The organism is Synechococcus sp. HK01-R (genome assembly GCF_014217855.1).
Taxonomy (GTDB): Bacteria; Cyanobacteriota; Cyanobacteriia; order PCC-6307; family Cyanobiaceae; genus Synechococcus_C.
The window spans coordinates 2269996-2296241 of the sequence record NZ_CP059059.1; the positions used below are offsets into that span (position 1 = coordinate 2269996).

At 61.8% G+C, this 26246-nt stretch carries 37 protein-coding genes and 1 tRNA gene; 17 read left to right on the forward strand and 21 right to left on the reverse strand.

Annotated features, from left to right (window positions below):
• Positions 1-4 precede the first annotated feature (4 nt).
• On the forward strand, positions 5-343 hold the full coding sequence (locus H0O21_RS12160) for a c-type cytochrome (RefSeq protein WP_185189828.1): 339 nt from the start codon (positions 5-7) through the stop codon (positions 341-343).
• Here H0O21_RS12160 and H0O21_RS12165 read toward each other — a convergent pair.
• Positions 319-588, reverse strand: coding sequence for a YciI family protein (locus tag H0O21_RS12165; RefSeq protein ID WP_131456414.1), 270 nt, complete (start codon positions 586-588; stop codon positions 319-321). The genes H0O21_RS12160 and H0O21_RS12165 overlap by 25 nt on opposite strands.
• A gap of 102 nt (positions 589-690) precedes the next feature.
• On the opposite strand from H0O21_RS12165, the gene H0O21_RS12170 reads away from it, so the two are divergent.
• Positions 691-1062: an AbrB family transcriptional regulator gene (locus H0O21_RS12170; RefSeq protein WP_131456412.1), complete on the forward strand. Its 372-nt coding sequence runs from the start codon at positions 691-693 to the stop codon at positions 1060-1062.
• Here H0O21_RS12170 and trpA read toward each other — a convergent pair whose 3' ends face one another.
• The 3 genes from trpA to H0O21_RS12185 are packed head-to-tail and all read right to left on the reverse strand — an operon-like array spanning position 1063 to position 2517.
• Positions 1063-1866 carry a tryptophan synthase subunit alpha gene (trpA, locus tag H0O21_RS12175; RefSeq protein ID WP_131594005.1) on the reverse strand — a complete coding sequence of 268 codons (804 nt, stop codon included), beginning with the start codon at positions 1864-1866 and terminating at the stop codon, positions 1063-1065. It abuts the gene before it with no gap.
• Between the two features lie 54 nt (positions 1867-1920).
• Positions 1921-2265, reverse strand: a complete 345-nt coding sequence (locus H0O21_RS12180) for a DUF3007 family protein (protein ID WP_185189829.1) — start codon at positions 2263-2265, stop codon at positions 1921-1923.
• Between the two features lie 3 nt (positions 2266-2268).
• The gene (locus H0O21_RS12185; protein WP_131593120.1) at positions 2269-2517 is read right to left on the reverse strand and encodes an NAD(P)H-quinone oxidoreductase subunit L; all 249 of its coding nucleotides are present in this window, start codon (positions 2515-2517) and stop codon (positions 2269-2271) included.
• Between the two features lie 68 nt (positions 2518-2585).
• On the opposite strand from H0O21_RS12185, the gene H0O21_RS12190 reads away from it, so the two are divergent.
• Positions 2586-2671 (forward strand) — tRNA-Leu (locus H0O21_RS12190).
• Between the two features lie 74 nt (positions 2672-2745).
• Complete coding sequence (locus H0O21_RS12195) at positions 2746-2946, forward strand: hypothetical protein (protein ID WP_185191045.1); 201 nt, start codon at positions 2746-2748, stop codon at positions 2944-2946.
• Here the strand turns inward: H0O21_RS12195 and pyrC are convergent.
• The gene (gene pyrC / locus H0O21_RS12200; protein WP_185189830.1) at positions 2943-4031 is read right to left on the reverse strand and encodes a dihydroorotase; all 1089 of its coding nucleotides are present in this window, start codon (positions 4029-4031) and stop codon (positions 2943-2945) included. The genes H0O21_RS12195 and pyrC overlap by 4 nt on opposite strands.
• 10 nt (positions 4032-4041) lie before the next feature.
• Entirely contained in the window at positions 4042-5691 is a 1650-nt protein-coding gene (locus tag H0O21_RS12205; RefSeq protein WP_131456394.1) for a SulP family inorganic anion transporter, read from the reverse strand.
• A gap of 120 nt (positions 5692-5811) precedes the next feature.
• Here H0O21_RS12205 and H0O21_RS12210 point away from each other — a divergent pair, with 120 nt between their 5' ends.
• The 7 genes from H0O21_RS12210 to H0O21_RS12240 all read left to right on the forward strand — a co-directional run bounded on the left by H0O21_RS12210 (position 5812) and on the right by H0O21_RS12240 (position 13032).
• Positions 5812-6927, forward strand: a complete 1116-nt coding sequence (locus H0O21_RS12210) for a calcium/sodium antiporter (RefSeq protein WP_185189831.1) — start codon at positions 5812-5814, stop codon at positions 6925-6927.
• A gap of 130 nt (positions 6928-7057) precedes the next feature.
• Positions 7058-7558 (forward strand): DUF2231 domain-containing protein, encoded by a 501-nt coding sequence (locus H0O21_RS12215; protein WP_131456390.1) that lies wholly within the window; start codon positions 7058-7060, stop codon positions 7556-7558.
• Positions 7555-8190, forward strand: coding sequence for a DUF2231 domain-containing protein (locus H0O21_RS12220; protein ID WP_185189832.1), 636 nt, complete (start codon positions 7555-7557; stop codon positions 8188-8190). The genes H0O21_RS12215 and H0O21_RS12220 overlap by 4 nt, the downstream gene beginning before the upstream one ends.
• A complete protein-coding gene (locus tag H0O21_RS12225; protein ID WP_185189833.1) occupies positions 8187-9134 on the forward strand; it encodes a cytochrome c oxidase subunit II in 948 nt (315 codons plus the stop codon). The genes H0O21_RS12220 and H0O21_RS12225 overlap by 4 nt, the downstream gene beginning before the upstream one ends.
• A 5-nt stretch (positions 9135-9139) precedes the next feature.
• Complete coding sequence (locus H0O21_RS12230; protein WP_185189834.1) at positions 9140-10828, forward strand: cbb3-type cytochrome c oxidase subunit I; 1689 nt, start codon at positions 9140-9142, stop codon at positions 10826-10828.
• Positions 10829-10833: 5 nt separating this feature from the next.
• Complete coding sequence (locus H0O21_RS12235; protein WP_185189835.1) at positions 10834-11439, forward strand: heme-copper oxidase subunit III; 606 nt, start codon at positions 10834-10836, stop codon at positions 11437-11439.
• Positions 11440-11511: 72 nt separating this feature from the next.
• A complete protein-coding gene (locus H0O21_RS12240; RefSeq protein WP_185189836.1) occupies positions 11512-13032 on the forward strand; it encodes a GMC oxidoreductase in 1521 nt (506 codons plus the stop codon).
• Here H0O21_RS12240 and H0O21_RS12245 read toward each other — a convergent pair.
• The 9 genes from H0O21_RS12245 to H0O21_RS12285 all read right to left on the reverse strand — a co-directional run bounded on the left by H0O21_RS12245 (position 13014) and on the right by H0O21_RS12285 (position 18663).
• Positions 13014-13481, reverse strand: coding sequence for a hypothetical protein (locus H0O21_RS12245; protein ID WP_131456378.1), 468 nt, complete (start codon positions 13479-13481; stop codon positions 13014-13016). The two genes, H0O21_RS12240 and H0O21_RS12245, sit on opposite strands and share 19 nt — an antisense overlap.
• A gap of 86 nt (positions 13482-13567) precedes the next feature.
• On the reverse strand, positions 13568-14242 hold the full coding sequence (locus H0O21_RS12250) for a hypothetical protein (protein WP_185189837.1): 675 nt from the start codon (positions 14240-14242) through the stop codon (positions 13568-13570).
• The gene (locus tag H0O21_RS12255) at positions 14214-14573 is read right to left on the reverse strand and encodes a hypothetical protein (RefSeq protein ID WP_131456562.1); all 360 of its coding nucleotides are present in this window, start codon (positions 14571-14573) and stop codon (positions 14214-14216) included. The genes H0O21_RS12250 and H0O21_RS12255 overlap by 29 nt, the downstream gene beginning before the upstream one ends.
• Entirely contained in the window at positions 14570-14932 is a 363-nt protein-coding gene (locus tag H0O21_RS12260; protein WP_131456374.1) for a hypothetical protein, read from the reverse strand. Before H0O21_RS12260 ends, H0O21_RS12255 begins: the two co-directional genes overlap by 4 nt.
• Positions 14932-15462, reverse strand: a complete 531-nt coding sequence (locus H0O21_RS12265; protein WP_240789345.1) for a MotA/TolQ/ExbB proton channel family protein — start codon at positions 15460-15462, stop codon at positions 14932-14934. Before H0O21_RS12265 ends, H0O21_RS12260 begins: the two co-directional genes overlap by 1 nt.
• 10 nt (positions 15463-15472) lie before the next feature.
• Positions 15473-16306 (reverse strand): sulfite exporter TauE/SafE family protein, encoded by an 834-nt coding sequence (locus H0O21_RS12270; RefSeq protein WP_185189838.1) that lies wholly within the window; start codon positions 16304-16306, stop codon positions 15473-15475.
• Positions 16303-16830, reverse strand: coding sequence for a rhodanese-like domain-containing protein (locus H0O21_RS12275; protein ID WP_185189839.1), 528 nt, complete (start codon positions 16828-16830; stop codon positions 16303-16305). The genes H0O21_RS12270 and H0O21_RS12275 overlap by 4 nt, the downstream gene beginning before the upstream one ends.
• Before the next feature lie 73 nt (positions 16831-16903).
• Positions 16904-18016, reverse strand: a complete 1113-nt coding sequence (locus H0O21_RS12280; RefSeq protein ID WP_185189840.1) for a rhodanese-like domain-containing protein — start codon at positions 18014-18016, stop codon at positions 16904-16906.
• Between the two features lie 47 nt (positions 18017-18063).
• On the reverse strand, positions 18064-18663 hold the full coding sequence (locus H0O21_RS12285) for a class I SAM-dependent methyltransferase (protein WP_185189841.1): 600 nt from the start codon (positions 18661-18663) through the stop codon (positions 18064-18066).
• 51 nt (positions 18664-18714) lie between these two features.
• On the opposite strand from H0O21_RS12285, the gene H0O21_RS12290 reads away from it, so the two are divergent.
• Positions 18715-19077: a helix-turn-helix transcriptional regulator gene (locus H0O21_RS12290; protein WP_255441028.1), complete on the forward strand. Its 363-nt coding sequence runs from the start codon at positions 18715-18717 to the stop codon at positions 19075-19077.
• An 11-nt stretch (positions 19078-19088) separates the two neighbouring features.
• Here H0O21_RS12290 and gorA read toward each other — a convergent pair whose 3' ends face one another.
• Complete coding sequence (gene gorA / locus H0O21_RS12295; RefSeq protein WP_185189842.1) at positions 19089-20450, reverse strand: glutathione-disulfide reductase; 1362 nt, start codon at positions 20448-20450, stop codon at positions 19089-19091.
• Positions 20451-20620: 170 nt separating this feature from the next.
• On the opposite strand from gorA, the gene H0O21_RS12300 reads away from it, so the two are divergent.
• Entirely contained in the window at positions 20621-20857 is a 237-nt protein-coding gene (locus H0O21_RS12300; protein ID WP_185189843.1) for a hypothetical protein, read from the forward strand.
• 14 nt (positions 20858-20871) lie between these two features.
• Here the strand turns inward: H0O21_RS12300 and H0O21_RS12305 are convergent, their stop codons facing one another.
• Entirely contained in the window at positions 20872-21390 is a 519-nt protein-coding gene (locus tag H0O21_RS12305; RefSeq protein WP_185189844.1) for a phycocyanin subunit beta, read from the reverse strand.
• 93 nt (positions 21391-21483) lie between these two features.
• Here H0O21_RS12305 and H0O21_RS12310 point away from each other — a divergent pair, with 93 nt between their 5' ends.
• On the forward strand, positions 21484-22044 hold the full coding sequence (locus H0O21_RS12310; RefSeq protein ID WP_185189845.1) for a DUF2808 domain-containing protein: 561 nt from the start codon (positions 21484-21486) through the stop codon (positions 22042-22044).
• Between the two features lie 91 nt (positions 22045-22135).
• Positions 22136-22786 carry a ParB-like protein gene (locus H0O21_RS12315; protein ID WP_185191033.1) on the forward strand — a complete coding sequence of 217 codons (651 nt, stop codon included), beginning with the start codon at positions 22136-22138 and terminating at the stop codon, positions 22784-22786.
• Here H0O21_RS12315 and infA read toward each other — a convergent pair.
• Positions 22783-23052: a translation initiation factor IF-1 gene (gene infA, locus H0O21_RS12320; RefSeq protein ID WP_006041809.1), complete on the reverse strand. Its 270-nt coding sequence runs from the start codon at positions 23050-23052 to the stop codon at positions 22783-22785. The genes H0O21_RS12315 and infA overlap by 4 nt on opposite strands.
• Positions 23053-23275: 223 nt before the next feature.
• Here infA and H0O21_RS12325 point away from each other — a divergent pair, with 223 nt between their 5' ends.
• Both H0O21_RS12325 and H0O21_RS12330 read left to right on the forward strand, forming a co-directional pair.
• A complete protein-coding gene (locus tag H0O21_RS12325) occupies positions 23276-23524 on the forward strand; it encodes a Nif11-like leader peptide family natural product precursor (protein ID WP_185189846.1) in 249 nt (82 codons plus the stop codon).
• The gene (locus H0O21_RS12330) at positions 23521-24159 is read left to right on the forward strand and encodes a pseudouridine synthase (protein ID WP_255441206.1); all 639 of its coding nucleotides are present in this window, start codon (positions 23521-23523) and stop codon (positions 24157-24159) included. The genes H0O21_RS12325 and H0O21_RS12330 overlap by 4 nt, the downstream gene beginning before the upstream one ends.
• Here H0O21_RS12330 and H0O21_RS12335 read toward each other — a convergent pair.
• From H0O21_RS12335 to H0O21_RS12345, 3 genes are all read right to left on the reverse strand, one after another.
• Positions 24128-24907, reverse strand: a complete 780-nt coding sequence (locus H0O21_RS12335) for a methyltransferase domain-containing protein (protein WP_185189847.1) — start codon at positions 24905-24907, stop codon at positions 24128-24130. The genes H0O21_RS12330 and H0O21_RS12335 overlap by 32 nt on opposite strands.
• A gap of 37 nt (positions 24908-24944) precedes the next feature.
• Positions 24945-25160, reverse strand: a complete 216-nt coding sequence (locus H0O21_RS12340) for a hypothetical protein (RefSeq protein ID WP_131456352.1) — start codon at positions 25158-25160, stop codon at positions 24945-24947.
• A 78-nt stretch (positions 25161-25238) separates the two neighbouring features.
• Entirely contained in the window at positions 25239-26201 is a 963-nt protein-coding gene (locus H0O21_RS12345) for an NAD(P)H-binding protein (RefSeq protein ID WP_131593066.1), read from the reverse strand.
• Positions 26202-26246: the final 45 nt, after the last annotated feature.

Below are 26246 nucleotides of genomic sequence, written 5' to 3' on the forward strand. Positions count from 1 at the left end.
CCCGATGAAGCTTCTGCGCTGGATCGCTGGTTTCTGCATCGCAGCCACCATCAGCCTGGCCCCGTTCTCCATCAGCGCTCAGGCCGCAGATGGGGAGCAACTGTTTGACCTCCATTGCGCCGGATGCCATCCCCATGGGGGCAACATCATTCGTCGGGGACGCACGCTCAAACTCTCTGCACTCGAGAAGCGAGGACTCGACAACCAAGAGGCAATCGCCAGGGTGGCCCGAGAAGGCATCGGCCAGATGTCTGGCTATGGCGAAGTGCTCGGGGAAAACGGAGACATCGCAGTAGCCGCCTGGGTCTGGGACCAAGCTCAAAAGGCCTGGATCCAAGGGTAAACCTCTAATTCGGTCCAGATCTTTTGCCGCCAATAAACGTCTTGCTGAAGCAGAGACAGGATCTGAGCACGGGATTCGCCTTCAAAAATCCCAAACACATGGGTACTGCTCTCCGTTGGACCGAGCGTGATCAATGTGCCCTCCTGCTTCAAGGTCGCCAATCGAGATAGATGCTCTTCGCGGAAGGGTGCACGTTTTTCTAGGGCGTTCTCGCAGTAAGTACCCCAGAGAACGAATCGTGCCATCGGTCGAGTTTGAACCAGCTTCTGAAGAAGTATCGCGCAAAGGTTGGCGCAAAGGCACGATCAAACGCTATCTTTGCGGAGTAGATCTCTTTAATCACGATCATGCTCACCGGGAGCGACCTGCTCACTAAAGTCAAAGAGCTGGGCGATGTCAGCAAGTCGGATCTCGTCCGCGCCTGTGGCTACGTCTCCGACAAGAAAGATGGCGGCGAACGGCTCAATTTCACCGCGTTCTACGAGGCTTTGTTGGAAGCCAAGGGCGTCAACCTCGGCGCCGGTGGCGGCGCAGGTGTTGGCAAAGGCGGCCGCAAACTCTCCTATGTGGCGACAGTTCAAGGCAATGGCAATCTGCTGATTGGCAAGGCCTACACCGCCATGCTCGACCTCAAGCCTGGCGATGAGTTTGAAATCAAGCTTGGCCGTAAGCAGATTCGTCTGGTTCCTGTTGGCAGCACCGACGAAGACGAAGAGTGATCAGCTGCTAGCAGCGCTCCGTAGCTGCCGGCAAAAATCACCCGCTTCCGCCGCTGCAGATCCAGGATCTGCAGCGGCGATTCTTTTGACTAGGGCACTACCAACGATCGCCCCGTCGGCACCCCATTGCTTGACTTGAATCACCTGGTCAGGACCAGAAATTCCGAAACCAACGGCCACCGGAATCGAGCAGCAGCCCTTCAGAGATTCCACAAGTGACGCCACGCGTCCTTCCAAATTCGCGCGTTCTCCCGTCACTCCAGTGACACTCACCAGATACGTGAACCCGCGGCTGGCGGAAGCAATCCTGGCCATGCGCTCTGCTGGGGTGGTGGGTGCCACCAAAAGCACAAGATCCAGGCCCTGCTGAGCCGCCAAGGGAGACAACCTCTCCGCTTCCTCCAAAGGAAGATCTGGAATCACCAGTCCGGCGGCGCCAGCAGCAGCGGCTTCGGCAAAAAATCGCTCCGGACCACGATTAAGCAGTGGATTGCTGTAGGTGAACAGAATCACAGGAATCGTGAGTCTTCCCTTCAGTCGTTGAAGCATCTCAAGCACCTTGCCCGGTGTGGTTCCTGAACCAAGGGCCCGATAGGCCGAGGCCTGAATCACAGGGCCATCGGCGAGCGGGTCGCTGTAAGGAATGCCGAGTTCCACCAGGTCGGCCCCATTGTCCTGAAGGCTCAGCAAGACATCAGCGGTGACGTCCAGATCCGGATCGCCAGCCATCAGAAAAGGCATCAACGCCATCCGGCCCTCGGCCTTCAGCGTCTGGAAGCGAGCGGTGATGGCGCTGCAGGGCATGGCTTTGGATTCTTGAGAAGCGGCGGATTCCTGGGACGACCTCATGGGTTGAGCCTACGGTTCAGGGCTTGGGGTCTGATCGGAATCCCCTGCAACCTCAGCAAGAAGCCTTTGCTGCTGCTCAGGACTGAGCGCATCGAAACGAGCCAACAGTTCCGCATCGGTGACCTCGTCGTAGGCCTGGCGATAGCGCCGTCGTTGCTCCATGAAGGTCATTCTTCCGGTGACAACACGGAAGAGATAGGAGCCGGTCCAGATGATGACGATCACAATCAGAACCGCTTCAGCAGCGATTCCGGCCGAAGCATCCTGAAAACCTGCGGCGGAGAAGGCTCCATAACCAACACCACCAAGCACCAGGACCATCAGCCCCAGCAGAATCACCTTGAGACGAGTCAACGGTCAGACCTCTCCTTGACCCTGAAGACGGAAATTAAGGAAAGGAGCAAACAGAATCATTCCTGGGAAGAACAGGAAGACGAGACCGTAGATCCCAAGCCGCTCGAGCTTACCCATGTGATGCCAACGGCGATTCATCCACAGAAACAGCCCCAGCGGCACGATGAAGAGATAGGCCCCACCCAACAACCCATAGGCCACAAGCACGGGAAGCCAGGTTGGATCGAGCAGGCTCGTCAGGGCATCCAACACGACATCAATCAACCGGTTGCGTCGAAATCTAGGATGCCGTTCAGGGTGCCGGAAGCCGACCACCCACTGGGGGCGTGGCGGAATCGGTAGACGCACGCGACTTAAAATCGCTTGGGATGAAAATCCTGTGGGGGTTCAAGTCCCCCCGCCCCCACTCAGTCTCTGGGCAATCACTAGGGAAGTTCATGCCCTCTGCCTAGCTTGAAGCTGACGCGAGATCGATGCTCCATGGAGCCCGCAGAACTGCTGCGCTGTCAACAGCGAGATGCGGGGCACGAGCCATGGGGTCGCTGGGGCACCTACTTGAGCGACCGTCAGTGGGGAAGAGATCAACCCGAATTTCAGCTGGTGCACTCCGGCGCCAGCTACATGACCGCCACCAGCCTGTTCGCCGACGGCGGCATCATGATGAGCAGTCCTGGGCTCTAACCATCCACCGCGACACGCCAAGCCAGGGTCTCCCCGGCATGGAACAAACGCGGCGCTTCCGCTGCATCGAGGGCATCCGCCCTGCGATCCGACAGCGTCAGGCTCTGGGGTACCACCTGGGGCTGGCGCACCAGGGTGACCGTTTCGCTGTTGAGAGGCAGGCGATAGAAACGGGGCCCATGCTCACTGGCAAAGCCTTCCAAGCGATCCAACGCCCCTTGCTGCTCAAAGATCGCGGCGTAGCTCTCCAGGGCGTGGGCCGCATTGAAGATGCCCGCGCAGCCACAGCTGGTTTCCTTGGCGGAGCGGGGGTGGGGAGCGGAATCCGTGCCCAGAAAGAAACAGGGCTCACCACCGGTGGCCGCTGCCACGAGGGCACGACGATGGCGCTCCCGCTTCACGACTGGCAAGCAATAGAAATCGGTGCGCAACCCACCCTCAAACATCGCGTTGCGATTGAGATGCAGATGGTGAGGGGTGATCGTGGCCGCCAGGGTCTGTTCCCCTGATTGGTGCGCAGCGCGGACATAGTCCACAGCTTGTTCGGTGGTGATGTGCTCCAGCACCACCCGCAGAGAGGGAAACCTGCGGCGCAACGGCACCAGATGCCGTTCGATAAACACAGCCTCCCGATCAAACACATCCACCTCTGGATCGGTGACTTCGCCGTGGATCAAGAGGGGCAGATCGATCGCCTGCATCGTCTCGAGCACTGGCGTGATGGCGTCTAGCTCCCTGACCCCGGCAGCAGAATTGGTGGTGGCATTGGCGGGATAAAGCTTCACCGCCGTGAAGACTCCAGCCTCGAACCCCTGCTTCAGATCCTGAGGGTCGGTGGAATCGGTGAGATAGGCCGTCATCAGCGGCGTGAACGACAGACCTGGGGGCAACGCCGCCAGGATGCGCTCGCGGTACGCAACAGCGGCCTTCGTGGTCGTCACCGGGGGCCTGAGGTTGGGCATCACGATGGCCCGGGCGAAAAGACGCGCTGTCGATGGCAGCACCGCCTCCAACATGGCCCCATCCCGCAGGTGCACATGCCAATCGTCGGGGCGACGCAGGACGATGCGGGATGGGATATCCATGGGCGAGGGATCAAACGGGAAGACCAGCCACCGCGGAGTGGAGGGCCTGCAAACGATCCTCGCTGATGCACTCCCCGGGAATCTGCTCGATCAGCTTCAGCTTCTCCAGACGGGTGCGGGCCGCACCAGGAAGCACCACCAGATGCACCCGGCGGCCCACCTCAAGGGCCTCCTTGATCGCGTTTTCAAGGGCCAAAGAGGCGGTCACACCCAAATGGGTGACTTCCCGCAGGTCGAACACCACCGCGTCGCAATTGGCGATGGCGTTGTGTTCACGGGCAATTGTCTTGGCAACCCCGAAAATCATCGGACCAGCGAGCTGAAAGAGCAGCACGCGGCCAGCGGCCTTGTCGAGAAGCTGCTGCTCCTCAGGAGCAAGCTCCACATCATCATCAGCGGTGCTGATCGTTTTCACCCGCTTCGACTGCAGGGCGCTCATGCGGTCGATCGTGAGCACGTTGGCCACGAACACTCCGATTCCCACCGCAGCAATCAAATCGACCAACACGGTCAACGCGATCACGCCATAGGTGATCAGGGCCGCCTTCAGAGACAGGTGATGGGCGCGGCGCAGGAAATCCCAGTCGATGATGTCGAGACCCACCTTGAGGGCAATGCCCGCCAGCACGGCCAGAGGGATCGTCGACACCAAGGGGGCTGCCAGCAGGATCACCAGCATCAGGATCACGGCCCTGACAACGCCGGAAAGGGCGGAGCGGCCACCAGCCTGAATATTCACGACGGTGCCCATGGTGGCGCCAGCACCAGGCAATCCACCGAACAGACCAGAGGCAATGTTGGCGAGGCCTTGACCCACCAGCTCCTTATCGGAATTGTGCTCGGTGCGGGTGAGGCTGTCCGCCACCACCGAGGTGAGCAGAGCATCGATGCAGCCGAGCATGCCCAGCACAGCGGCATCGATCACCATCAGCCGAATCTGACCTGCTGAAAATGTGGGCAGGTGCAGGGTGGGGAACTGAGCCTGGAATTCGGGAATGGTGCGCAGATCCGCCGACGCAAACAACGTGACCGACAGGATCGTTCCCACCACCAGAGCCAGGAGCTGGGGGGGGCAGATCTTCTTCAGCCGGCTGGGGGTCAACCACAGAATCGCCACGGTGATCAGGGCCAGGGCCAACTCGTAGGGCCGAACCCCAGAGAGCAGCTGCGGCAACTGAGTCAGCGTGCCGACCACTCCCCCCTTGGGGCTGACCTGCCCCAGGAAGGGTGCCAACTGAAGGATCACGAGAATGATGCCGATCCCGGACATGAAGCCGGAGATCACCGTGTAAGGCATCTGGGTGACGTAACGACCCAGGCGGAACACCCCGAAGAGGATTTGGAACAGGCCGGCCAGGATCACCACCGTGAAGGCCATCGCCAGGGCGGTCTCCTTATCGGGAGCTGTGGCCGTAAAGCTGAGGATCACCGAGGTGAACACCACCGTCATCGGACCGGTGGGTTCGGAAATCAGGGTGGGCGTCCCACCGAACAGGGCGGCGACCAGTCCAATGATCACTGCGGCCCAGAGTCCAGCCGCGGCACCGGCACCTGAGGCCACACCGAAGGCAAGGGCCATGGGCAGGGCGATCACGGCGGCGGTGACGCCACCAAAGGCGTCACCCCGGAGATTCCGGGTGCTGATGTGATTCAGAAGCACCTTGAACAAGAGGGTGAGGTCGCGAAATGCTAGGTGTCTGGTTTGAGGGCAGACCTGTCGGACGACCAGGATTCGTCATCACCCTCAAGAGCAGACTTAATCCTCTCCCTCAGCGTCGCGATGCCCCCCTTCCTGATTGTCGCCCTGGAAGTGCTAGTCGGAATCGCCCTGCTGTTTGGAGGCGGTGAACTGTTCGTCCAGGGCTCCGTCACCCTGGCTCTGATTCTGGGGATTCCCCAGTTGGTGATCGGCCTGACGGTGGTCGCCCTTGGCACTAGTGCGCCGGAATTGTTTGTGAGCGTTGGCTCCGCCCTTCAAGGCTCCGCCGATCTGGCGGTCAGCAACGTGGTTGGCAGCAACATTTTCAATGTGATGGTGGTGCTCGGCAGCAGCGCCCTCGTGCTGCCTCTGCGAGTGGAGAGTCGTCTCGTGCGCAGGGATGTTCCCCTGCTGCTGGCGATCTCAGCCGCCGTCTGGGGCATGGCCTCGGCAGGCCGGGTCACCTGGCAGGCAGGAGTAGCCCTGCTGGTCGCCTTAGCAATCAACACGGTTTGGGAGATCCGCACGGCTCGGGAAGAGCCTGATGGCATGGAGGAAGCCGAGCCGGAGATCGATCCGAGCTCGGCTGATCAGGGGCTCTGGGGGGCGCTGCTGCGCCTGGCCGCAGGCATTGTGCTGCTGGGTTTCGGCTCCAACGTGCTGGTGAAAGGAGCCAGCGCCGCCGCTGGCTTCCTCGGGGTGAGCGAGGCCGTGATTGGACTCACGATTGTGTCGGCGGGCACCTCGATGCCAGAACTGATCACCTCCCTGGTGGCGGCGATCCGGGGGCGGACCGATCTGGCCATCGGCAACGTGGTGGGAAGCAACCTGCTCAACCAGCTGCTGGTGCTCAGCTGCGCAGCCCTCGCTTCCGGGGCCCATGGCCTGCATGTCGACCCGATGCTGATCGAGCGTGATCTGCCGGTGATGGTGCTGACGACCTTGGCCTGCATGCCCATCTTCTGGACCAAAGGGCGGATCACCCGACTGGAAGGAGGAATCCTCGTTGGCCTTTACATCTTTTATGTGATTGACCAGGTGCTGCCCCGCACCCTGCCGAGCTGGCAAGACGAATTTCGACTGGCGATGCTCTGCCTTGTGCTGCCTGCCGTGCTGGTGCTGATCGCCCTCCAGGCGATCCTCTACTGGCGCCAGCTTCGCTATCGCCGAGACAGCCTCGACAGCGAGCCATCGTGACAGTGAGCAGTCGTGACAGGGATCACCTGCTTCGGTGATCAAACACACATAAGGCATTCGCAATCCGACAAGGAGGGATGACTCCTGAGCAGAGGCTGATCATTCTTGAAAGGCAATGCGCGGCTTGCTGATGCTCGAGCTGCTCCCACCTCTTAACGACAAGAATCTGCCCTGGCTCGATGTGATCCACCCGATCGTGGTTCACTTCGTGATCGCGATGGCCCTGATCACGGTCGTCTTCGACCTGCTCGGGGTGATCACCCGGCGGAGAAACCTGTTTGAAGTCAGCTTTTGGAATCTGGTGGTCGCCACCGTCGCCATCTTCGTGGCGATCATCTTTGGTCAGATCGAAGCAGGTCTGGCCAATCCCTACGGAGCTGCCCGCGATCTGCTGAATTACCACAGCACGATCGGCTGGTCGCTGGCCGGGGTACTCGGCCTTTTGACCGGTTGGCGTTACGTCGTTCGCCAGAAGGATCCCACCGTTCTTCCGGCGGGTTTCCTCGTGATTGACGGAGTCCTGGCCGTGCTGGTGTTCTGCCAGGTGTATCTCGGCGACATGCTCGTGTGGGTCTACGGACTCCACACCGTTCCGGTGGTTGAGGCCGTGCGCAGCGGAGTGATCTCATGAGCCCTCGCTTCAGCGAACTTTTCACAACGATCTCTTCGCCGATCAATGAGATCGTCGATCAGTTGGGAGCCAACGATCTCCCCTACATCGTTCCGGTGCATCCGAATCTGGTGCACTTCACCATCGGCCTGTTTGCGATCGGCATCGCCTTCGACTTCGCTGGTGCCTTTTATCCACTTGAGAAGCGGGTGTTCCGCTACCTCGCCCTGCCGGTCACGCGGGTCGGTTTCCACGATGTGGGCTGGTACAACCTGCTGGCCTGCAGCCTGATCAGTTTCTTCACCGTGGGCGCCGGTTTCTACGAGATGTTGCTCGCGGTTCCCCTGCCAGGAGTGCGCAGCGTGATCGGCCAGAACGCCATCGACACCATGCTGTGGCATGCGGTAGGTGGCGTGGCTCTGCTCCTGATGATCGTTGCCATGACGATCTGGCGCGGCTACCAGCGTTTCGTCTGGCGCAAAGACTACGGACGTCAGGTGAGCTGGCTCTATCTGGCCTGCGGAAGCCTGATCCTGGTGCTGATGGGCGTCCACGGGAGCCTTGGCGCCTGGCTCGCCAGCGAATTCGGGGTGCATATCACCGCCGACCAACTCTTGGCGGCAGGTGCTGATCTACGCGAGGTACTGCCATGACGACCAGCACACCCAAGGGGCGTGGCGGACTGCCAGTCCGTCTCGTGGCAGTGATCCTGATCTGCACGTTGATCGATGCTCTGCTCAGCTATCAGGTTTCCCGCTGGGCCTATGGCTGGTTACCTATTCCGGCCTCGACTGCAGCTCCTTATGTGGATGGGCTGTTCAGCCTTGAGGTGGGGATTGGCAGCTTCATCTTCATCGGTTGCGTGGGTTTCATCCTCTGGTCGGTCATTGTCAACAGGGCCGAAAAATATGACGAAAGCGATGGCCTACCGATCGAGGGCAACACGCGCCTGGAGATCACTTGGACAGTGATCCCTTTCGTGATCGTGATGGCACTCGCCTTCTATTCGATCGATGTCAATGAGAAGCTCGCGGCTCTCGGCCCCAAAGTGAAATACGACGTGGAAGGTGGCCTCGGTCCGGAAACATCCCTTGTGGTCGATCCCCACAAGGACTATGGCCCCATCCAGGTGATCGCCCGTCAGTGGAGCTGGGAGTTCATCTACCCGAACGGCGTTCGCAGTTCCGAACTGCATCTGCCGATCAATCAGAGAGCCAACTTCGAGCTCAGCAGCCTGGATGTGATCCACGGCTTCTTCATTCCCGCCTTCCGCCTCAAGCAGGACATCGTTCCAGGCAGTGTGATTTCTTACAGCATCACGCCGACCCGCGAGGGACGTTACCGGCTCCGCGATTCACAGTTCAGCGGTGCCTATTTCTCGCACAACCAGACCGATGTGATCGTCGACAGCGAGGACGACTTCGAATCCTGGCTCTCCACCAGCTCCGCCCAGCCTCTGGTGGCTGGTTTGAGCCCGGGCACAGAGCTTTATGCCCAGCGACTGGCCCAAGGAGACCGGGGCTGGGCAACGGTTCCCCCAGCTCCACCACCGATGGTCAATGACCCCGGCAACCCCAACGCGCCTCACGACGCCTGAGAACCATGACCACCACAAAGTACGACCTCCGTGTTCTGAAGGCGCCCCATCCAGTGCCGGGAGCTCCTGACAACTGGAAGCGGTTCTTTACGTTCAATACAGACGCCAAAGTGATCGGGCTCCAGTACATGGGCCTGTCGCTGTTCTTCCTGCTGGTTGGCGGCCTGTTGGCGATGGTGATGCGCGGCGAGCTGATCACACCACCATCGGACCTTGTAGACCCAACCGTTTACAACGGTCTCTACACGATGCACGGAACAGTGATGCTGTTCCTGTTTCTCTTTCCGGTTCTCAACGGTTTCAACAATCTGTTGATCCCCACGATGATCGGAGCACCAGACATGGCATTCCCGAAGGTGAATGCTGCGGCCTTCTGGCTCGTGCCGGTGTTCGCCGTTGTGCTTTTAGCAAGCTTTTTCGTTCCAGGCGGTCCAGCATCTGCCGGCTGGTGGTCTTATCCACCAATCAGCATTCAGAACCCACTGGGGCATCTCATTAACGGAGAGTTCCTGTGGATCCTGGCGGTGGCCCTTTCCGGAATCTCCTCCATCATGGGCGCGATTAATTTCGTGACCACCATCATCCGCATGCGGGCTCCTGGCATGGGTTTTTTCCGCATGCCTGTGTTTGTTTGGACCGCATGGGCTGCCCAGACCCTGCAGCTGGTCGGCCTGCCCGCTCTGACCGGCGGCGCAATCATGCTCCTGTTTGATCTGAGCTTCGGCACCAGCTTCTTCCGCCCTGAAGGTGGCGGTGATCCAGTGCTCTATCAGCACTTTTTCTGGTTCTATTCGCACCCGGCCGTTTATGTGATGGTTCTGCCGGTGTTCGGAATTTTCTCCGAGCTGATCACGGTCTATTCACGCAAGCCCTTGTTCGGCTACAAGTTCGTGGCGATCGCCTCATTCATCATCACTTTTCTGGGCTTGATTGTGTGGGTGCATCACATGTTCTATTCAGGAACTCCTCAGTGGATGCGCAATCTCTTCATGGTGACCACGATGTTGATCGCCGTCCCTACAGGAGTGAAGGTCTTCGCCTGGCTTGGCACCCTCTGGGGCGGCAAGATCCGACTCACCACTCCGATGCTATTCGTGCTGGGGGGCCTGGTGAATTTCATCCTCGGCGGGATCACCGGCATCATGCTTGGCACCGCACCGATTGATATCCATGTGGGCAATACCTATTTCGTGGTAGCCCACTTCCACTACATCATCTTCAACACCATTGGGTTCGGCATCTTCGCTGGTATCTATCACTGGTTCCCCAAGTTCACCGGCAGGATGTATTACGAAGGCTTGGGCAAGGTGCACTTCACCCTGACCTTTATTGGTGCCACCCTCAACTGGCTGCCCCTGCACTGGGCAGGACTCTATGGAATGCCCCGCCGGGTGGCCTCCTACGACCCGGAGTTCGCTCTCTGGAATGTGATCGCCAGCATCGGGGCCTTCATGCTTGGCGTGGCCTCGATTCCCTTCATCCTCAACATCGTGAGCTCCTGGGCCCGCGGTGCCAAGGCATCCGCCAATCCTTGGAATGCCATCGGTCTTGAGTGGCTTTTGCCTTCGCCACCTCCGGCCGAAAACTTCGAAGACGATGTGCCCACCGTCATCAGTGAGCCCTATGGCTACGGCCTGGGCAAACCCCTCGTGCAGGACGAGGACTACTACATCCGCCGCGCCCAGGAGGCCTGAAGATCATGACCACCGCCAATCCAGATCTACCGCATAATCACCAGCCAGGCCATATCAAGCATGACGGCCACAATCTCACTGGTTTCATCATCTTTCTCTGCTCAGAAAGCATCATTTTTCTGGCCTTCTTCAGCGGCTTTGCCCTGTTGAAACTGACGGCACCGGAATGGTTGCCCGAGGGAGTGGAGGGACTGGAAACCAAGCTGCCATTGATCAACACGATCATCCTGGTGAGCTCCAGCTTCGTGGCCTACGTCGCGGAGCGCTGTCTGCATAAAGAAAACCTCTGGGGATTCCGGGGTTTCTGGCTGCTGACCATGGCCATGGGCAGCTACTTCGTGTATGGGCAGTACGTGGAATGGTCAGAACTTCCCTTCAGCCTGAGCAGCGGTGTGTTCGGCGGAACCTTTTATCTGCTCACTGGATTCCACGGATTGCATGTGATCACAGGCATTCTGCTGATGGGTCTGATGCTCGCCCGCTCCTTCCGACCCAACAACTATGCGAAGGGGGAGATGGGAGTCACATCCGTGAGCCTCTTCTGGCACTTCGTGGATGTCATCTGGATCATCCTCTACCTCTTGATCTACGTCTGGCAGCGCAGCAGCTGATTCCGCGACGCTTTCCCGTCTCGACAGCCCCTGGTCTCGACAGCCCCTGGTCTCCACAGCCATCACTCAGCCATGATCATCGACGATCGCCATTACGACTTCATCGTCATCGGCAGCGGCGCCGGTGGCGGAACCCTGGCCGGAGCTCTGACCCGCCTGGGCCACACGGTGCTGGTGCTGGAGCGTGGCGGAGCCATGGCGCTCGAAGACCAGAACGTTGCCGATGTGGATCTGTTCCGCAAGGACCGTTACCACCCGAGGAATGAACGTTGGTTTGGGCCGGATGGTGATCCCTTCGCCCCGCAGACCACCTATGCCCTGGGCGGCAACACCAAGATCTGGGGGGCAGCACTCGAGCGGATGCGCGAGAAAGACTTCGGCGAACTCCCACTGCAGGAAGGGGTCTCTGCGGCATGGCCTTTCGATTACAACGCCCTCGCGCCTTACTACGACAAAGCTGAGACGCTGTATCGGGTGCATGGCAAAGCCGGCATCGACCCGACCGAACCCAACCGCTCGGGCCCCTACGCCCATGCCCCGAAACCGCTGATTCCATTCCTTGAGCCCCTGCGCGAAGGACTGCGACGGCAGGGATGCCAGCCCTACGACCTTCCCCTGAGCTGGTCCGAAGATCGGGAGGATCCCAGTGGCGATGCTGAGCTCTTCGGTCTCAATGAGGCGGACAGCACCAAGCTCGAGGTGCGCAACCAGGCCAAGGTCACGCGCCTGCATGTGAATCCAAGCGGCCGAGCCGTGAAAGGCGTCGAAGCAGAGGTCGCCGGAGAGAGGTGGCTGTTCAGCGCTGACATCGTGGTGCTGGCCGCCGGTGCGATCAACTCCTCCGCGATCCTGCTGCGCTCGGCCAACCACCACCACCCTCGCGGTCTGAGCAATGGTTCCGATCAGGTGGGGCGCAACCTGATGAATCTGCAGCTCACCTCAATCCTGCAGCTGGCTGCGGAACCCAACAGCGGACGCTATGCGCGCTCCCTAGGCATCAACGACTACTACTGGGGAGACAAAAACGTCAGTTTCCCCCTCGGACACATCCAGAGCGCAGGTGGTGTGCTTCAGGATGCGCTGTTCGCCGAATCCCCCCCGGTGCTGTCTTTGGTGAGCAAACTGCTGCCCGATTTCGGCCTGGAAAGACTCGCTTCGCGCTCGGTGGCCTGGTGGGCCATGACCGAAGTTCTGCCGGATCCCCACAACAAGGTGTGGCTGAACAACGACCAGATCAGGATCAACTACCTGCATAACAACCGTGAGGCCCACGATCGGCTGGTATACCGCTGGATCGATACGCTGAAGGCGGTGGAGAGCGATCCAATCACTCGCGTGGTGAGCACAGCGCCGACTCACCCCCGCGGGGAAGCACCACTCAGCGTGGTGGGCTACGCCTGCGGAACCTGCCGCATGGGAGAAGACCCCGCCGCCTCCGTGGTCGATGCCGACGGCCGCAGCCATGAACTCGACAACCTCTATCTCGGCGACACCAGTGTCTTCCCGAGTTGCCCCAGCGTTGGACCAGGCCTAACCACCATCGCCCTGGCCTTGAGGTTGGCGGACACCCTGCATCAAAGGGTGAGCAGGTAAGCGCGCATGCTGCCGATGGCTCCGGCCCGCTCTGGCTCCACCACCAGGGCACCGGCGAGCAAGCCTGCGGCAACAACAGCATTGGGAAGCCATCGAGAGGCCAGACGCGCCTCGAGCTCCGAGTTGACCTCCGCCTCGGGGTAAAGGCTGAGCACAGCCATCACTTCCCCATCGTCCATGAACTGACGCACCAAAGGGGTGAGCAGAGAATCCGGGAGAAACCCCTGCTCACGCTGAAACTGATGCTGAACGGCGTGAAAGAACTCGTGCCGTGCCACTTCCGCGAGGGAACGCCCGCGTTGCGAGGCCACCTTGGGGCAAAGGCTGACCTGCTGACTGACGGGATCGAAACTTCCAGCCCCGTTCTCAAAGATCTGACAGGCCACACCACCCTCCTGCACGCGAAATCCCGCAAAGGAGGCCAGCAGCACCAGAAGAAATAGGGGCATGAATGAAGGAGTTAAAGGGGGTTAACAAATCCTTAACCCCTTCATTCTTAAGGGTCTCACCCGGTTCCCTCTGTGCGCAATTAGACCTAATTCAGGGTCTGCCGCGCGATCCAGACCCCCTGATCGTCCGCTCGCAACTGGAATTGAGCCGATGACGACGTCATCGTCAACTTGTGAAGTTGTTTTGCGCTGCGTCCGCCAAGGGCCTTCAACGGGAGTCGACGGATCTGAGCACCCTCCGGAACAGGACCAAACACCTCGGGCCAAACCGCCACCGGCACTGCTTCGCCCCAGAGTCGGCTGATTGTCTCTGGAGAGAGCGACTCAGGGCCTTCGAACGCAGGGGCAACGGCAGGAGTCGAGCGGGCGATGACTGCTTGGCTGCTCGATGCTTTTGAGCTGGCTGCTTTTGAGCTGGCTGCTTTGGAGTTAGCGGCTTTGCCGTTTGCAGCCCTCCCCCCACAGTCATCCTTCGCTTCAGGCTGCTCGGTGGTCTTGAGCAGCTCTGGCGGTGGAGGCGGCAGGGTGGCGCTAAGGCTGAGCACCGAGGCGGCCACCAGGGGTTCCTTGCGATTGATGCGACGGCTCAAGCGCACGAGCTGAGGCGTGTTGTCGATCACCGCAGGCTCCGGCGGCGAGGCCTCGGCCCCACGGCCACGCCAGCTGCCAAGGCCGATGAGCAGGGCATGAATGAGCACCGCAATCGCGAGGGGAAGCGCCAGGGCACACGCCTCAGGAGCGCGGCGTCGGAGGAAGTTCAAGGTCCACATGAAGGGGGCTGGAATCAAGACGGGGAAGCAGGTCCTGCACCACACCCCAGGGGACCTGGGGAGCGACCACAAGGCGGATCCTGGTGGAGGGGGAGAGGCGACGGGTCCGCGCCAGAAGCCCGGGAAGAGCCGCAGAGGCAATCGGCTGATTCCACAACCGAAGAGACCCATCCGCAGACAGATGGAGGCTCACCACGCCCCGACGGGCCGGCAACTGTTGCTGCCATTGAGGAAGCAGCAACAGGGCCGTTGCCAACAAACAGAGGCAGAGGCTTGAGCCGCTGAGGGCCAGCAACCAGTGAGCCGAAGCGGGATCCCTCATGGCTGCCATGCCCCTTCAGGACGGTCAATCCGTACGGGACGATTGCTCTGCGCTCGAAGCCAGCGAAGATCCCCCGCCACATCAGCTGCGGTGCGGGCGCTGGAAGGCATCAGCACCACAACGGAAGGCTTCGGGCTCGACTGGCGAAGCGAGCGGGACAGGACCGCAGCAGACACCGCATCACCGTTGAGATACCAACTGCCAGTTGCGGAGCGGACCACCAACCATTGGCGGGTCGCCGGCGTGGGCTGCCCTTCAGCGAAGGTGTCGAGCCGTGGAGAGGAGAGCAGACCAGGAAGCACAGCCAGCAAGGTGCTGAGGCTGAGCACTGCAACGCAAGTGGCGAGCAGGAAAGGCATCAGACAAGCTGCGCGCGTCGCAGCAAACAGGCCTCTTCGAAGCGGCCGATAACCGCCTGGCGCTGCATCCGGGTGAGCCTTTGCACGAGCAGGGCGACCAAAGCAATCAGCAGACCCAACACGGTCCCCGACAGAACCTGGCCATAGGCAGCGAGCAGATCAGCACTGCGGGCGGGGAGCACCAAGTCGGGGCCTAGGGCTTGGAGCAGACGCATGAGGCCCACCACCGTGGTCAGAAGACCAAGGAGGGGACCCAGCACCAGGGCGAGATCCAGGAGCGGATCCCAACGGGACAGGGAGCGCTCCAGGCGACGCACCAGCAGGTCCTGGTGGAGAGACTGCTGAGATGGACGACAACTGTCGAGCTCGGCGAGCCATCCATCCAGCCGCTGATCCTGCCGTTGACGCCATTGCCACCAGAACAGAATCCGGTCGACCGCCACGGCCACTACGGCGATCGAAAGCAACAACAGGGGCACGATCAACAGACCTGCCTGGCGGAGGGAGTCAGCGCTCAGCACAACTGCCATCAGGTCCCAATCATGCAGACCCTAAAGAGGGCCACTGAACGGTGCTGTTGCTCACTTGCTTGACAGGAGCGCGTTGACGCCGCAACCCCTCCCATCCCGTGAGCAAGGCCGCAGACACCAGCAGGACAGCGAAGCCGATGCGGAGCTGGCGGTCCTTGAGATGGGGCGCCAGGGCCTGGCCGAGCAGCCCCCCCGCAGCACCGCCGATCAAGAGGGGGATCACGAGGGGTAAGCGTTCGGCAGGCCAGTGACCCAGGGCACCGAGGGCCACCAGACTGTTCAGGGCAATCAGCACCAGGCTGGTGCCGCTCGCCAGCTGCATCGGCAGGCCGGCCAAAAGCACAAGGGCGGGCACGATCGCAAAGCCGCCACCAACGCCTGCAATGCCCGTCAGCAAGCCCACCAACACCCCCTGCAGCATCAGGGCCGGTGCTCGCACCGTGGCAGCGGCAACCGCAGGCTCGTCGTCCGCTCGATCCGATCGCTTCTGGCGACTCAGCATCAACCAGGCCGCCAGCAGGGCCGCGACGGCAAACACAGCCAGCTGCACCGGTTCGGCGATCCAGCCGGCCTTCACCATCGTGCCTCCGATCCAGGCCCCCACCAGGGCAGGCACCCCCAGGAGCAGGGCCGGACGGGGCGCGACGAGGCGACGGCGCAGGTAGGGCAGCAGGTTGGCGATCGCCAGCAGGGTCACCACCACCAGCGAGAGAGGAACCGCATCGCGGGTGGAGAGGCCGGCTCCCGTCACGAGGATGGGAAGCAGCAGGATCGAGCCACCGGCACCGAGCACCGCCAACAGAAAACCGATCACACCACCGCCGAGAAGCAGCAGCGCGATCACGGGCGCACCTGATTCCAGGGCATGGCAGCCAGCAGTCGGGCCATCCCGCAGAAACCACTGATGCCGGCAAACATCAAGCCGGCACCGACAAAGCCACTGAGCCAGATCCAGCCCGGTGCCACCAGCACCGAGAGGAGCACGCCAGCGAGCACCAGGCCACCGGCCACGATCTGCACCTGACGCATCAGGGGCAACGGCGCCCCCTTGCGCTTCTCCACGGGAAGACCGGCCTGCTGCCAAGCCAGCATGCCGCCCTCCAGATCCGCGAGACCTTCGCCGAAGCCCTTGGCGCGCAGAGCCGCCATCCCCCGCTCACTGCGGGCACCGCTCTGGCACACCAGCACTACAGGGGCGGAGGGAAGTGGCGCCTGGGTGAGCTGACCGAGGGGCACATTGCGGCTGCCGGCGATGTGGCCGCCGACGTATTCCATCGGTTCACGTACGTCGATCACGCTGACGCGACCCTGGCGCAAACGGTCCTGCAATTCGTGGGGACTGAGACGCAAGGGAGTGGTGCTGGTCATGGCGAAGGGAAGGGGTGAATGGGAAGGGGAAGGGAGGCGATGAATCGACCCAGGGAAGCAGGGCCGGTACCGCTCAGACGCTCAGGGGTTCGGGCATGGGCAGCCCTTTGCGATACCAGTCCTGAAGTCCGCCGCGCAGGTTGGCGACCTTCTTGAAACCAGCCTTGACCAACTGCTGGGTCGCCAGGGCGGAACGGCTACCGGCATGGCAGAACACCACGGTGGCAGCCTCCGGATCGAGCCGATCGAGATGCTCCGCCAGCTCGGGCAGAGGGATGTTGCGGCTGCCAGGCAGCGCGCCATCCGGCCCCTTGGCTTCATCGGCGTTGCGAACGTCGAGAATCGTGAGCTCGGCGAGATGGTCGGCGACCCACTCGGGCTCCAGCTCCGGCAGGCCGGAGTAGCTGCGCTTCAACGGTGCCCAGGCGGGTTGGTCCGGCCCATCGATCCGGGGGCGGCCACTGCGCAGATTCGCCGGCAGGGCCTGGGCGATGCGATGGGGGTGGGGAAGCTTGAGTGAGTCCATGTGAATCACGAAATCCCGCTCATCGGCCCCACCACCCAGACGGGCGTTGAGGGCACGCTCCTCGGCAACGCTGGTCACCTGACGACCGCTGTAGTCGTGGCCGGGATAGAGAAGGCACTGATCGGGCAGGGAGAGGATCTGCTCGGTGATCGAGCGGTAGAGCGTGCGCGCATCTCCCTGCTGGAAATCGGAGCGGCCGCAACCTCTGATCAGGAGAGCGTCTCCGGTGAAGGCCGCACTGAGATCGTCGAGCACATAGGTGAGACAACCGTCGGTATGTCCTGGAGTGGCACGCACCTCCAGGGCCCGAGCACCGAAGGCGACCCGATCGCCATGGCCCAGCGGAAGGGTGACATGGACAGCCCGAGCAACCGTGGCCAGGCCGATGTCTGAACCCGTGGCCTCATGCATCAACCAACTGCCCGTGACATGGTCGGCGTGGGCATGGGTATCCAGGCAGGCGACAAGGTGAACGCCAAGCTCTCGCAGGAGAGCCAGATCACGCTCATGGCGCTCGAACACAGGGTCGATCAGCACACCCTTGGTCGAGGGGACATCCACCAAGAGGTAGGTGAAGGTGCCGGTCTCTGCATCGAACAACTGGCGCAGAAGCAGCGAGGTCCCTCCAGCGGCGCTGAGGAGCAGCGGAGCAGCAACCATGACAACCTCAAATTGCTGTTATGAGCTTACACGCATAACGGCATCGATCAGATTTTCCGGCCTCGCAGCTGCACAACAGCGCTCTCTCCCTGGTGATAACGCCCTTCCCTGATCAAGCGGCGACGCTCCCGCAGGATCTCGAGCCGCAGTCCAGACAACTCACGCTCCAGCTGATCGGGTTCCACCAGCAAGTCCAGCGATGGGGGACCACCGCTTCCAAGCCCCAGCTGCCTTGGGGTGTAAGCCTCCAGCAACAACACACCGCCAGGGCGCAGCGCGCAGACCGAGGCCGCCAGCACCTGTGCTCGCAGGGGTGGCGGCAGATGCATCCAGATCGCCACCACAAGATCCACGCTCCCCGGCTCAGGCCGCCAGTCGGCAAGGTCACCTTGCTGGGTCTTCAGGGACAGCCCCCTGGACTCCGCCAGGGCCTGAGCTTTGTCGAGCCCCACAGCACTCAAATCCTGAGCTGTCACGTGATGACCGAGCGCCGCCAGGTGCACGGCGTTACGCCCCTCACCTTCTGCCAGGCAAAACGCATCCCCTACCGGAAGCTCCGCGGCCTGTTCGCGCAGGAAGTCGTTGGGCTGGTCGCCATAGGCAAACCCCTCCTCCCGGTAGCGCTGATCCCAATACAAGACGTCCATGGAGCCGTAGCGATCCAACTGCATAATGCCTGTATCGGCATAGGAGGGAGGATGGCGGGAAAGGCAGGGTCTGCGGAGGGCTGCACCATCAGCCAGCTCTCCCCGGAGATGGTGGAGGAGCTCAGTGGCTTTTTCCGGTTGCTCGGCGAACCGGCGCGGCTGCGTTTGATGTGCGAGATCCGCAATGGCAGCAATGATGTCGCCACGCTGATGGAGCGCACGGGCTTCAGCCAGTCGCACCTCAGTCGCCAGCTCGGACAACTGCAGAAAGCCGGGCTCGTGCAGGTGGAGCGGGATGGGAACCGCTCTCTGTATACCGCCACCGATCCGGTGGTCGAAGCCATCTGCCAGCTGGCGCAGGAGCGGCTGATGACCCACCTGCGCCGGCGTCTCGACAACCTCAGAGCCGCCTGAGCCGCCCCAGCTCAGGCCATCGTGACGAATTCCTCCGAGATCGTGGGGTGCAGCGCCATCGTTCGATCGAAATCGGCCTTAGTGGCGCCCATGCCAACGGCGATCGCGGCCATCTGAATGATCTCGGCCGCATGCTCACCCACCATGTGGCAACCCAGCACCCGATCAGTCGAACGTTCCACAACGAGCTTGAGGAGACAACGAGGCCCCCGCTGAGGCAAAGCCTGCGCCATGGAGCGGAACCGAGCCCGATGGACCACGACAGCCTCACGGCCATATCGCTCAACCGCCTGCTCCTCACTCAGCCCCACCGTGGCCAACTCCGGCTGACTGAAGACTGCACTAGCCACGAGCTCATGGTTGACCTGCCGAGGAGCCTGACCAAAGACGCTGTCGGCATAGGCGCGCCCTTCATCCACCGCCACCGGCGTGAGACAGATCCGATCGGTCACATCGCCGACGGCATCAATCCCGGGAACATTGGTGGCCTGCTGGGCATCGACCGGAATGCGATGACCTTCGACCGCCACCCCAGCAGCCTCCAAATTGAGGCCATCAAGGAAGGGACGCCGACCGGTGGCTAGCAACACACCACCGCAGGAGAACGTTTCGCCCGACTGACTGAGGACCTTAAGGGCGCCTGGGGCTCCGCTGATGGCCGCCGGACTGTGGCAGAAGCGCAGATCGATGCCTTTCTCCTCCATCCCTTCCTGCACCACCGCCGAGAGCTCGCGATCGAAGCCGCGCAGCAAGTGGTCGCCACGCACCAGCTGGGTCACCTGCACCCCTAAGCCACTGAGAATGCAAGCGAATTCACAGGCGATGAAACCGGCACCGACCACCACCACATGGCTGGGGAAGCCTTCCTGCAGAAACATGTCATCGCTCACCCAAGCCAACTCAGCACCGGGAATCTCCGGGCGATGGGGACGACCTCCGACGGCGATCAAGACCCGCCCAGCCTGCAGGACCTGATGGGCTTCGGCTCCGGGCATCGCCGAGACGGCGATGTGATTCGCATCCTGAAAGCGCCCCCAACCCGAAACGAGTGTGACCCCGGCCTTCTCGAGCAAGCCGATGTGAAGCGTGTTCAGTCGATCCACCTCCCGGCGCACATTGGCCAGCAACTGCGCCGAACTGAAACGCGCACCAGCGATCTCCACCCCGTAGGCAGGAGCTTCATCGAGCTGCTCTCGCACCCTGGATCCGTAGACCAGGAGCTTCTTGGGCACGCAGCCGCGAATCACACAGGTCCCGCCGACCCGATCCCCCTCCACGATGGCGACCCGAGCACCATGGCGGGCGGCCCGCTTTGCAGCAGCCAGGCCCCCCGAGCCAGCGCCAAGAACCACGAGGTCAAAGGAGGTCTGCATCGGCTACGGAAGACAGAACATTGAGGTGCATCGTCATTGTGATGGCCCTGGCCATGCACCTTGGCCATCAAGCCGTTCTTCCTTCAAACAATCAGATTCCGTCGAGGTGCGCCGGAACACAGCCCAAAAGTAAAGAGCTCGTTATCTTGAGGGAAAGGAAGTTTTTACCCATGACCCGTCGCCAACGTTCTCAGCCACCGGATCCCGCCCTCGCCCCAGAGGTGCGACGTGAGTTAACCATGATCATCACCAGCGACGACATGGGCGCCCAACTCAAGCGGCTGGCCCGGGAGGGTCGGCGCGACGACTGCATTGCGCTGATGCAGGAGCTCGGCGACTGGCAAAGCCGCGCAAAAAAAGGGAGCAAGGAGCCCATTCTCTGGATCCCCTCACTCCCAAGCGATTGACCTCACGGTCGCAATCAGGCGACAGCAGCAGCAGCGCGGTCGAAGTAGGTGCCGATTTCGCTCATCAGCGCGGTGCAATCACCCTGGGTGATGCCGGCCTTGTCGTTGGCGATGGAGATGGCGGCTTCCTTCATCAGGTTCACGCCAGCAGCCACGGAAGCACCGGGGGTGCCGAGGGCCAGGTAGGTCTCGCGCAGACCGTTGAGGCAGCGGTCTTCCATCACGGAAGCGTCGCCGGTGAAGATCGAGTAGGTGACGTAACGCAGGATGATCTCCATGTCGCGCAGGCAAGCAGCCATGCGGCGGGAGGTGTAAGCGTTACCGCCGGGGGCGATCAGCGCAGGCTGCTGAGCGAACAGGGCGCGAGCGGCGTTAGCAACGATGGTGGAAGCGTTGCTGGTGATGCGGTTCACAGCATCCAGACGCTTGTTGCTGTCGGACACCATGGCGGCCAGGGCGTCGATCTCGCTGGCGTTGATGAACTGGCCCCGGGCATCAGCCTGGGCGACAACCTTGGTGAAGGCGTCGAACATGGGGATCGGAGAGGGTAACGGTTCTTCCACTCAAATTAGGCAGGCAGAACGCGCGAGTGCGACCCAGAATCAGCGGCGTCTGATCGCTTTCCCATGCGGCGTTTGCGTGCCGGCCTCACGGCCACGATCACAGGCCCCCTCCTTGCGACAGCCTCTCTCGTTGCGATCGCCCCAGAGGCTCCAGCCCTGGAAGTGGAGGGGCAGACCAGTTTCGTGGCGGTGCCCACCAAGGCCAAATTGATCAATTACCGCTGGTATGCGTTTGAGGGAGGCGCGGTGATGTACGTAGTGATGGAACTGCCGTCGGGAGCGCAGGCGGGCCTTGGGGGAATCAGCCTGGAGCAAATCCGCGGCGTTCAACCCGCGTTTTATTACGGAGCGATTCAACCCACCGCCTTCCTAGGAACCCCTCGGCGCCAGGGAGCTGCTGTGCCGGTGTCGGCCAGCTTCAGCAACGAGGCCCGATCGGTCGCGATCAGCTTTCCCGATCCAGTGCCAGCCGGATCAACCGTGACCGTGGCCTTCGAGCTCGGTGTGAACCCCCCGGCGGATCTGTATGTGTATTCGATCTCAGCCACACCCTGGGGGCCCAATCCCATTGAGCAGGATGTGGGAGTGGTGCAGATGAGCATCTTGGACAACGGCGGACTCTGAGGCCTGACCGCTGGCGCAACCCAAGGCTGGGGCGTGATCAAAGTCGCCGGAATCTTCGCCATAGTGAACCAATTCTCTTCAGGTCGAGACCCTGCACCTCCATCGCTACGACCCAATTCCCGATCCCAGCGACGGCTTCCAGCTGTTTGAAGTTGCTGTCGCTGCACTGCAGCCGACTCAGATGTGCATCGGCATGGCTGAAATCCGCAGCCGGCAATTGGATTTCAGCGAGGAGAGCCACGAGGAGCGTCGTCGATACCTCCGCAGCAAACCGGTGCCACTGGTGCGCAACGGCGCGGGCGATCTCTGGATGGTGGATCGACATCACCGACTGCGGGCCCTACTCGAACTGGACAGCCGCGTGACCACCTATGGGTATGTGATCGCCGAGGTGGAGAGCCACGATCGCAGTGACGTGCTCAGGGAACTACAACGACGCGGCTGGCTCTATCTCCATGACGGACGAGGGAAGGGGCCGTGCCCTCCGGAACAGCTGCCCTCGAGCCTGCTGGATCTTGAGGATGACCCTTACCGGAGCCTGGTCTGGAAGCTCAAGAAAGAAGGAGTCCTGCGACCCCAGCCACTAATCCCGTATCACGAATTCCGCTGGGGGGCCTGGCTTCGTAGCCGCCCCTTACCGCCGTTTCATTCAGGGTTCCTTGATCCTGCGTTACCGGCGGCCAGGCGCTTGGCACGATCGGCAGCCGCCTCCCATCTGGCCGGCTGGAAAGGGGAGACTTAGCGGCGGCGGGGGCCGCCGGGGCGATTGCCGCCCGGACGGCCACCGGGAGCACCTGCATTGCGTTCGCGATAGGTGATTCGGCCGCGGGTCAGGTCATAGGGGCTGATCTCGACCAGCACCTTGTCGCCTGCCAGCAGTTTGATGCGGAATTTGGTGAGCTTGCCTGCAGCACGGCAGAGGCACTGATGACCGGCGGGTTGCTCCAGGGTGACGAGGTAGAAGCCATTCCCCTGCTCTTTTTCAATCACACCCGAGGTTTCGATCATTCGGCAGTGCCAGAACGCAATGGTGAAACCAGTTTAGGTGGCCGCCTGCAACCCCTGAAACAAGCCATTCCCACTAGGGTCGTCGACCACGGTGCGCCATGCGGTGATTCTCCCCCCCTTGACCCTTGATTTGGGCCTCCTGTTGATTTCCATCGGGATTGTGAATCTCTGGCGGGCTCGCCAAAGCTCTACGTAACCTGCGGTCAACACGTCTTCCCCTGCTGTGTCTGAATCCGCTCTGGTCGCTTTTGCGTCACTCGTGCAGTCCGATTCCCAGGTGCGCGAACAGGTCCGTGGGGCTGCCACTCCCAAGCACGTGGTCGATCTGGCCAGCGAGAAGGGTCATGAATTCACCCAGGCCACGCTCATGAAAATGCAGGCCGACAAGATGAAGCATCTTCACGACGACCACCTCAACGGTGCGACCAGCTGGGGCGAAGCCCTGCTGCTCTGCTTCGGCGGCCACAGCTGACAGGCACGATCACCACCCTGCTGCTGCACAAGCCCTACGGAGTTCTGAGCCAGTTCACCCCAGAACCTGGCAGCCGTTGGGGCTGCCTCGCTGATCTTGTGCCAGTGCCTGATGTCTACGCTGCCGGCCGACTCGATGCCGACAGCGAAGGGCTGCTGCTGCTGACCGCCGAGGGGCGGTTGCAGCAGCGACTCACCGATCCGCGCTTCGGCCACTGGCGCACCTACTGGGTACAGGTTGATGGTGAAGCCGACCCAGACCAACTGCAGCGCCTACGCAGCGGTGTTCTTGTGCAGGGCCGTCAGACCCTGCCGGCCAAGGCCGAGATGCTGGCCAAGGAGCGGCTCAGCAACTGGCCGGAGCGGGATCCACCGATACGTGTGCGACGTTCGCTGCCCACCTGCTGGCTCGAGATCAGCCTGCGGGAGGGGCGAAACCGTCAGGTGAGACGCATGACTGCAGCCGTGGGACTTCCCACCCTGCGGCTGATCCGCACCGCCATCGACCTGATGGACGGCCAGCCGCCCCTGAGTTTGGAGGGCCTGGAGCCAGGCCAGTGGCGCTCGCTGACCAGCAGCGAACAACAGCGGCTGCAGGCCCTGCTCAGGCGGCCGGCAGCACGCCGACGAGGGTGACCGCGCGAAATTCAATGCCCTCCACCACCCGCCAGGGCTGTTCGGAACGCTCGGCATACCGCACCTGCTCAAACCCGAGGGCGGTGAAGTCATCAAGGAAGGCCTGCTCCTCCCAGGCGCCACTGATGCAACCACTCCAAAGCTCTGGATCCTGCTGGAGAGCCAGGGGCACGGGGCGATCACACACGATGTCGCTGATCGCGACGCGACCACCAGCCCGCAGCACCCGGCGGATGTTGGCCAGCAGCAGCCGCCGCGAGGAGGGATTCACCAAATTGAGCACGCAGTTGCTCAACACCACATCCACACTGGCGTCTGCCACCAGGGCCCTCCCCTCGGCATCCACAGCATCCAGGGCCTCAATCGCCCCCTCGAGAAACTGCACGTTGGCAAACCCGATCCGCTCCGCCACCACAGGCAAGGCCGATCGCGAGAGCGCCAGCATGTCTGGATTGCGATCCACACCGATCACGCGGCCGGAGGCCCCCACCACTTGGGCGCAAATGAAGGCGTTCTTACCGCTGCCGCTGCCGAGGTCGAGCACGGTATCGCCAGCCTGCACCCAACGGGTGGGGTCCCCGCAGCCGTAATCACGCTCCACCACGTCTGAGGGGATCACCTGCAGGAGAGCTGGATCAAAGGAGACGGGAGTGCAGAGGCAGGTCTCACGCTCTGAAGCAGCGGCGCCGTAACGCTCTTGAACCGCATCAGTTTGATCAAGGCCGGCAGGGCCGCAGCAGGACGTCATGCAATCGATCGCGCGAATCAGACCATTGTGGCGAGATTCAGCCGAGGGCCTGCTGCAGCTCCCGCACGGTCTGCCACTGACCGTAGTAGTAGTTGGCTGTGGCCCGCCGGTCGCCATCCTCAAGACCATCGAAGGCATCGAATCCGAGGCTGCGCCAGAGCTCATGACCACAGGCCCGGGTGAGCTCCTGCTCCGCCTCGCTGCAGAGATTGTCCAGCCGACGCTGGAGGTTCTTCACTTGCGCGACGGACATGGGTAACGACGGGGATCTAACCACCCTAACGCCTCAGTAGTACAAACCAACCCCTCGCGCTGCGTGGGTGGCGTCAGCTCAGAACGGCAGCTTTTTCTTGGCGTCCTTATCGAGATCCTTCTCCATGTCGCGCAAGCGCTTGAGGATGGTGGTGTAGTACTCGCGGATGTAGTCCTCCAGGGTGGTGGCGTCCGCTGGGTCGAGACCGAAAGCGCCATAGGTGGCCTCCATCGGTGCATCGAGGCTCTCTCCACCACCGGTGACCTCGGCAAAGGCGAGACGCTCAGCCACGTTCACGGCGGGTTCGAAGAAATTGCAAACCCCGCGCATCAGATCAAGCAGGACGGGAGGAACGCGGAACACCCGGGCTGATTTGCCCGAGGCCTGCTCACAGAGCTGCACCACTTCACCGGTATTCCAGGCCTTCGGGCCCACCACGGGATAGCTGGCTCGGATCGTCTCTGGCCGCTCAAGGGCAGCGACCGCAAAACGGGCCATGTCTTGCGTGTTCATGTAAGCGATCGCCGTGGGGCTGCCACTCACCCAAACCGTCTGGCTCTCAAGCACCGGAATGGCGAACTGACTGATCACCCCCTGCATGAAGGCAGCGCCCTGGAGGATCGTGTAATCGAAATCCGACTCACGCAGCAGCTGCTCAGTGCAGTGCTTGATGTCCATCAAGGGCACCTGCCGGAACTGGGCGGCTGCCAGCAGCGAGAGGAACACAAACCGCTTGACGCCGGCCTTCTCGCAGGCCCTCAGCAGATTGAGTTTGCCATCCCAATCGGTCTCGTAAACACTGCGGGGATCGGACGGGCGGCTGGTGGCGGCGTCGATCACAGCATCGACGCCCTCCAGGGCGTAATCGAGGCTTGCGGGCTCGAGCAAATCCCCTCGAGTGAGCTCGCAACCCCATTCCTGAAGGAATGCGGCCTTGCGGGGTGCCCTCACCATGCAGCGCACTTGATGGCCGGCTTCTAGAGCACGGCTGGCAATCTGCCGACCGAGCGTGCCGGTTCCTCCAACCACCAGAACCTGCATGGGGTCCGTCATTGCAAGGAAGGAGCCTAAAGCGGCCACCTCGCC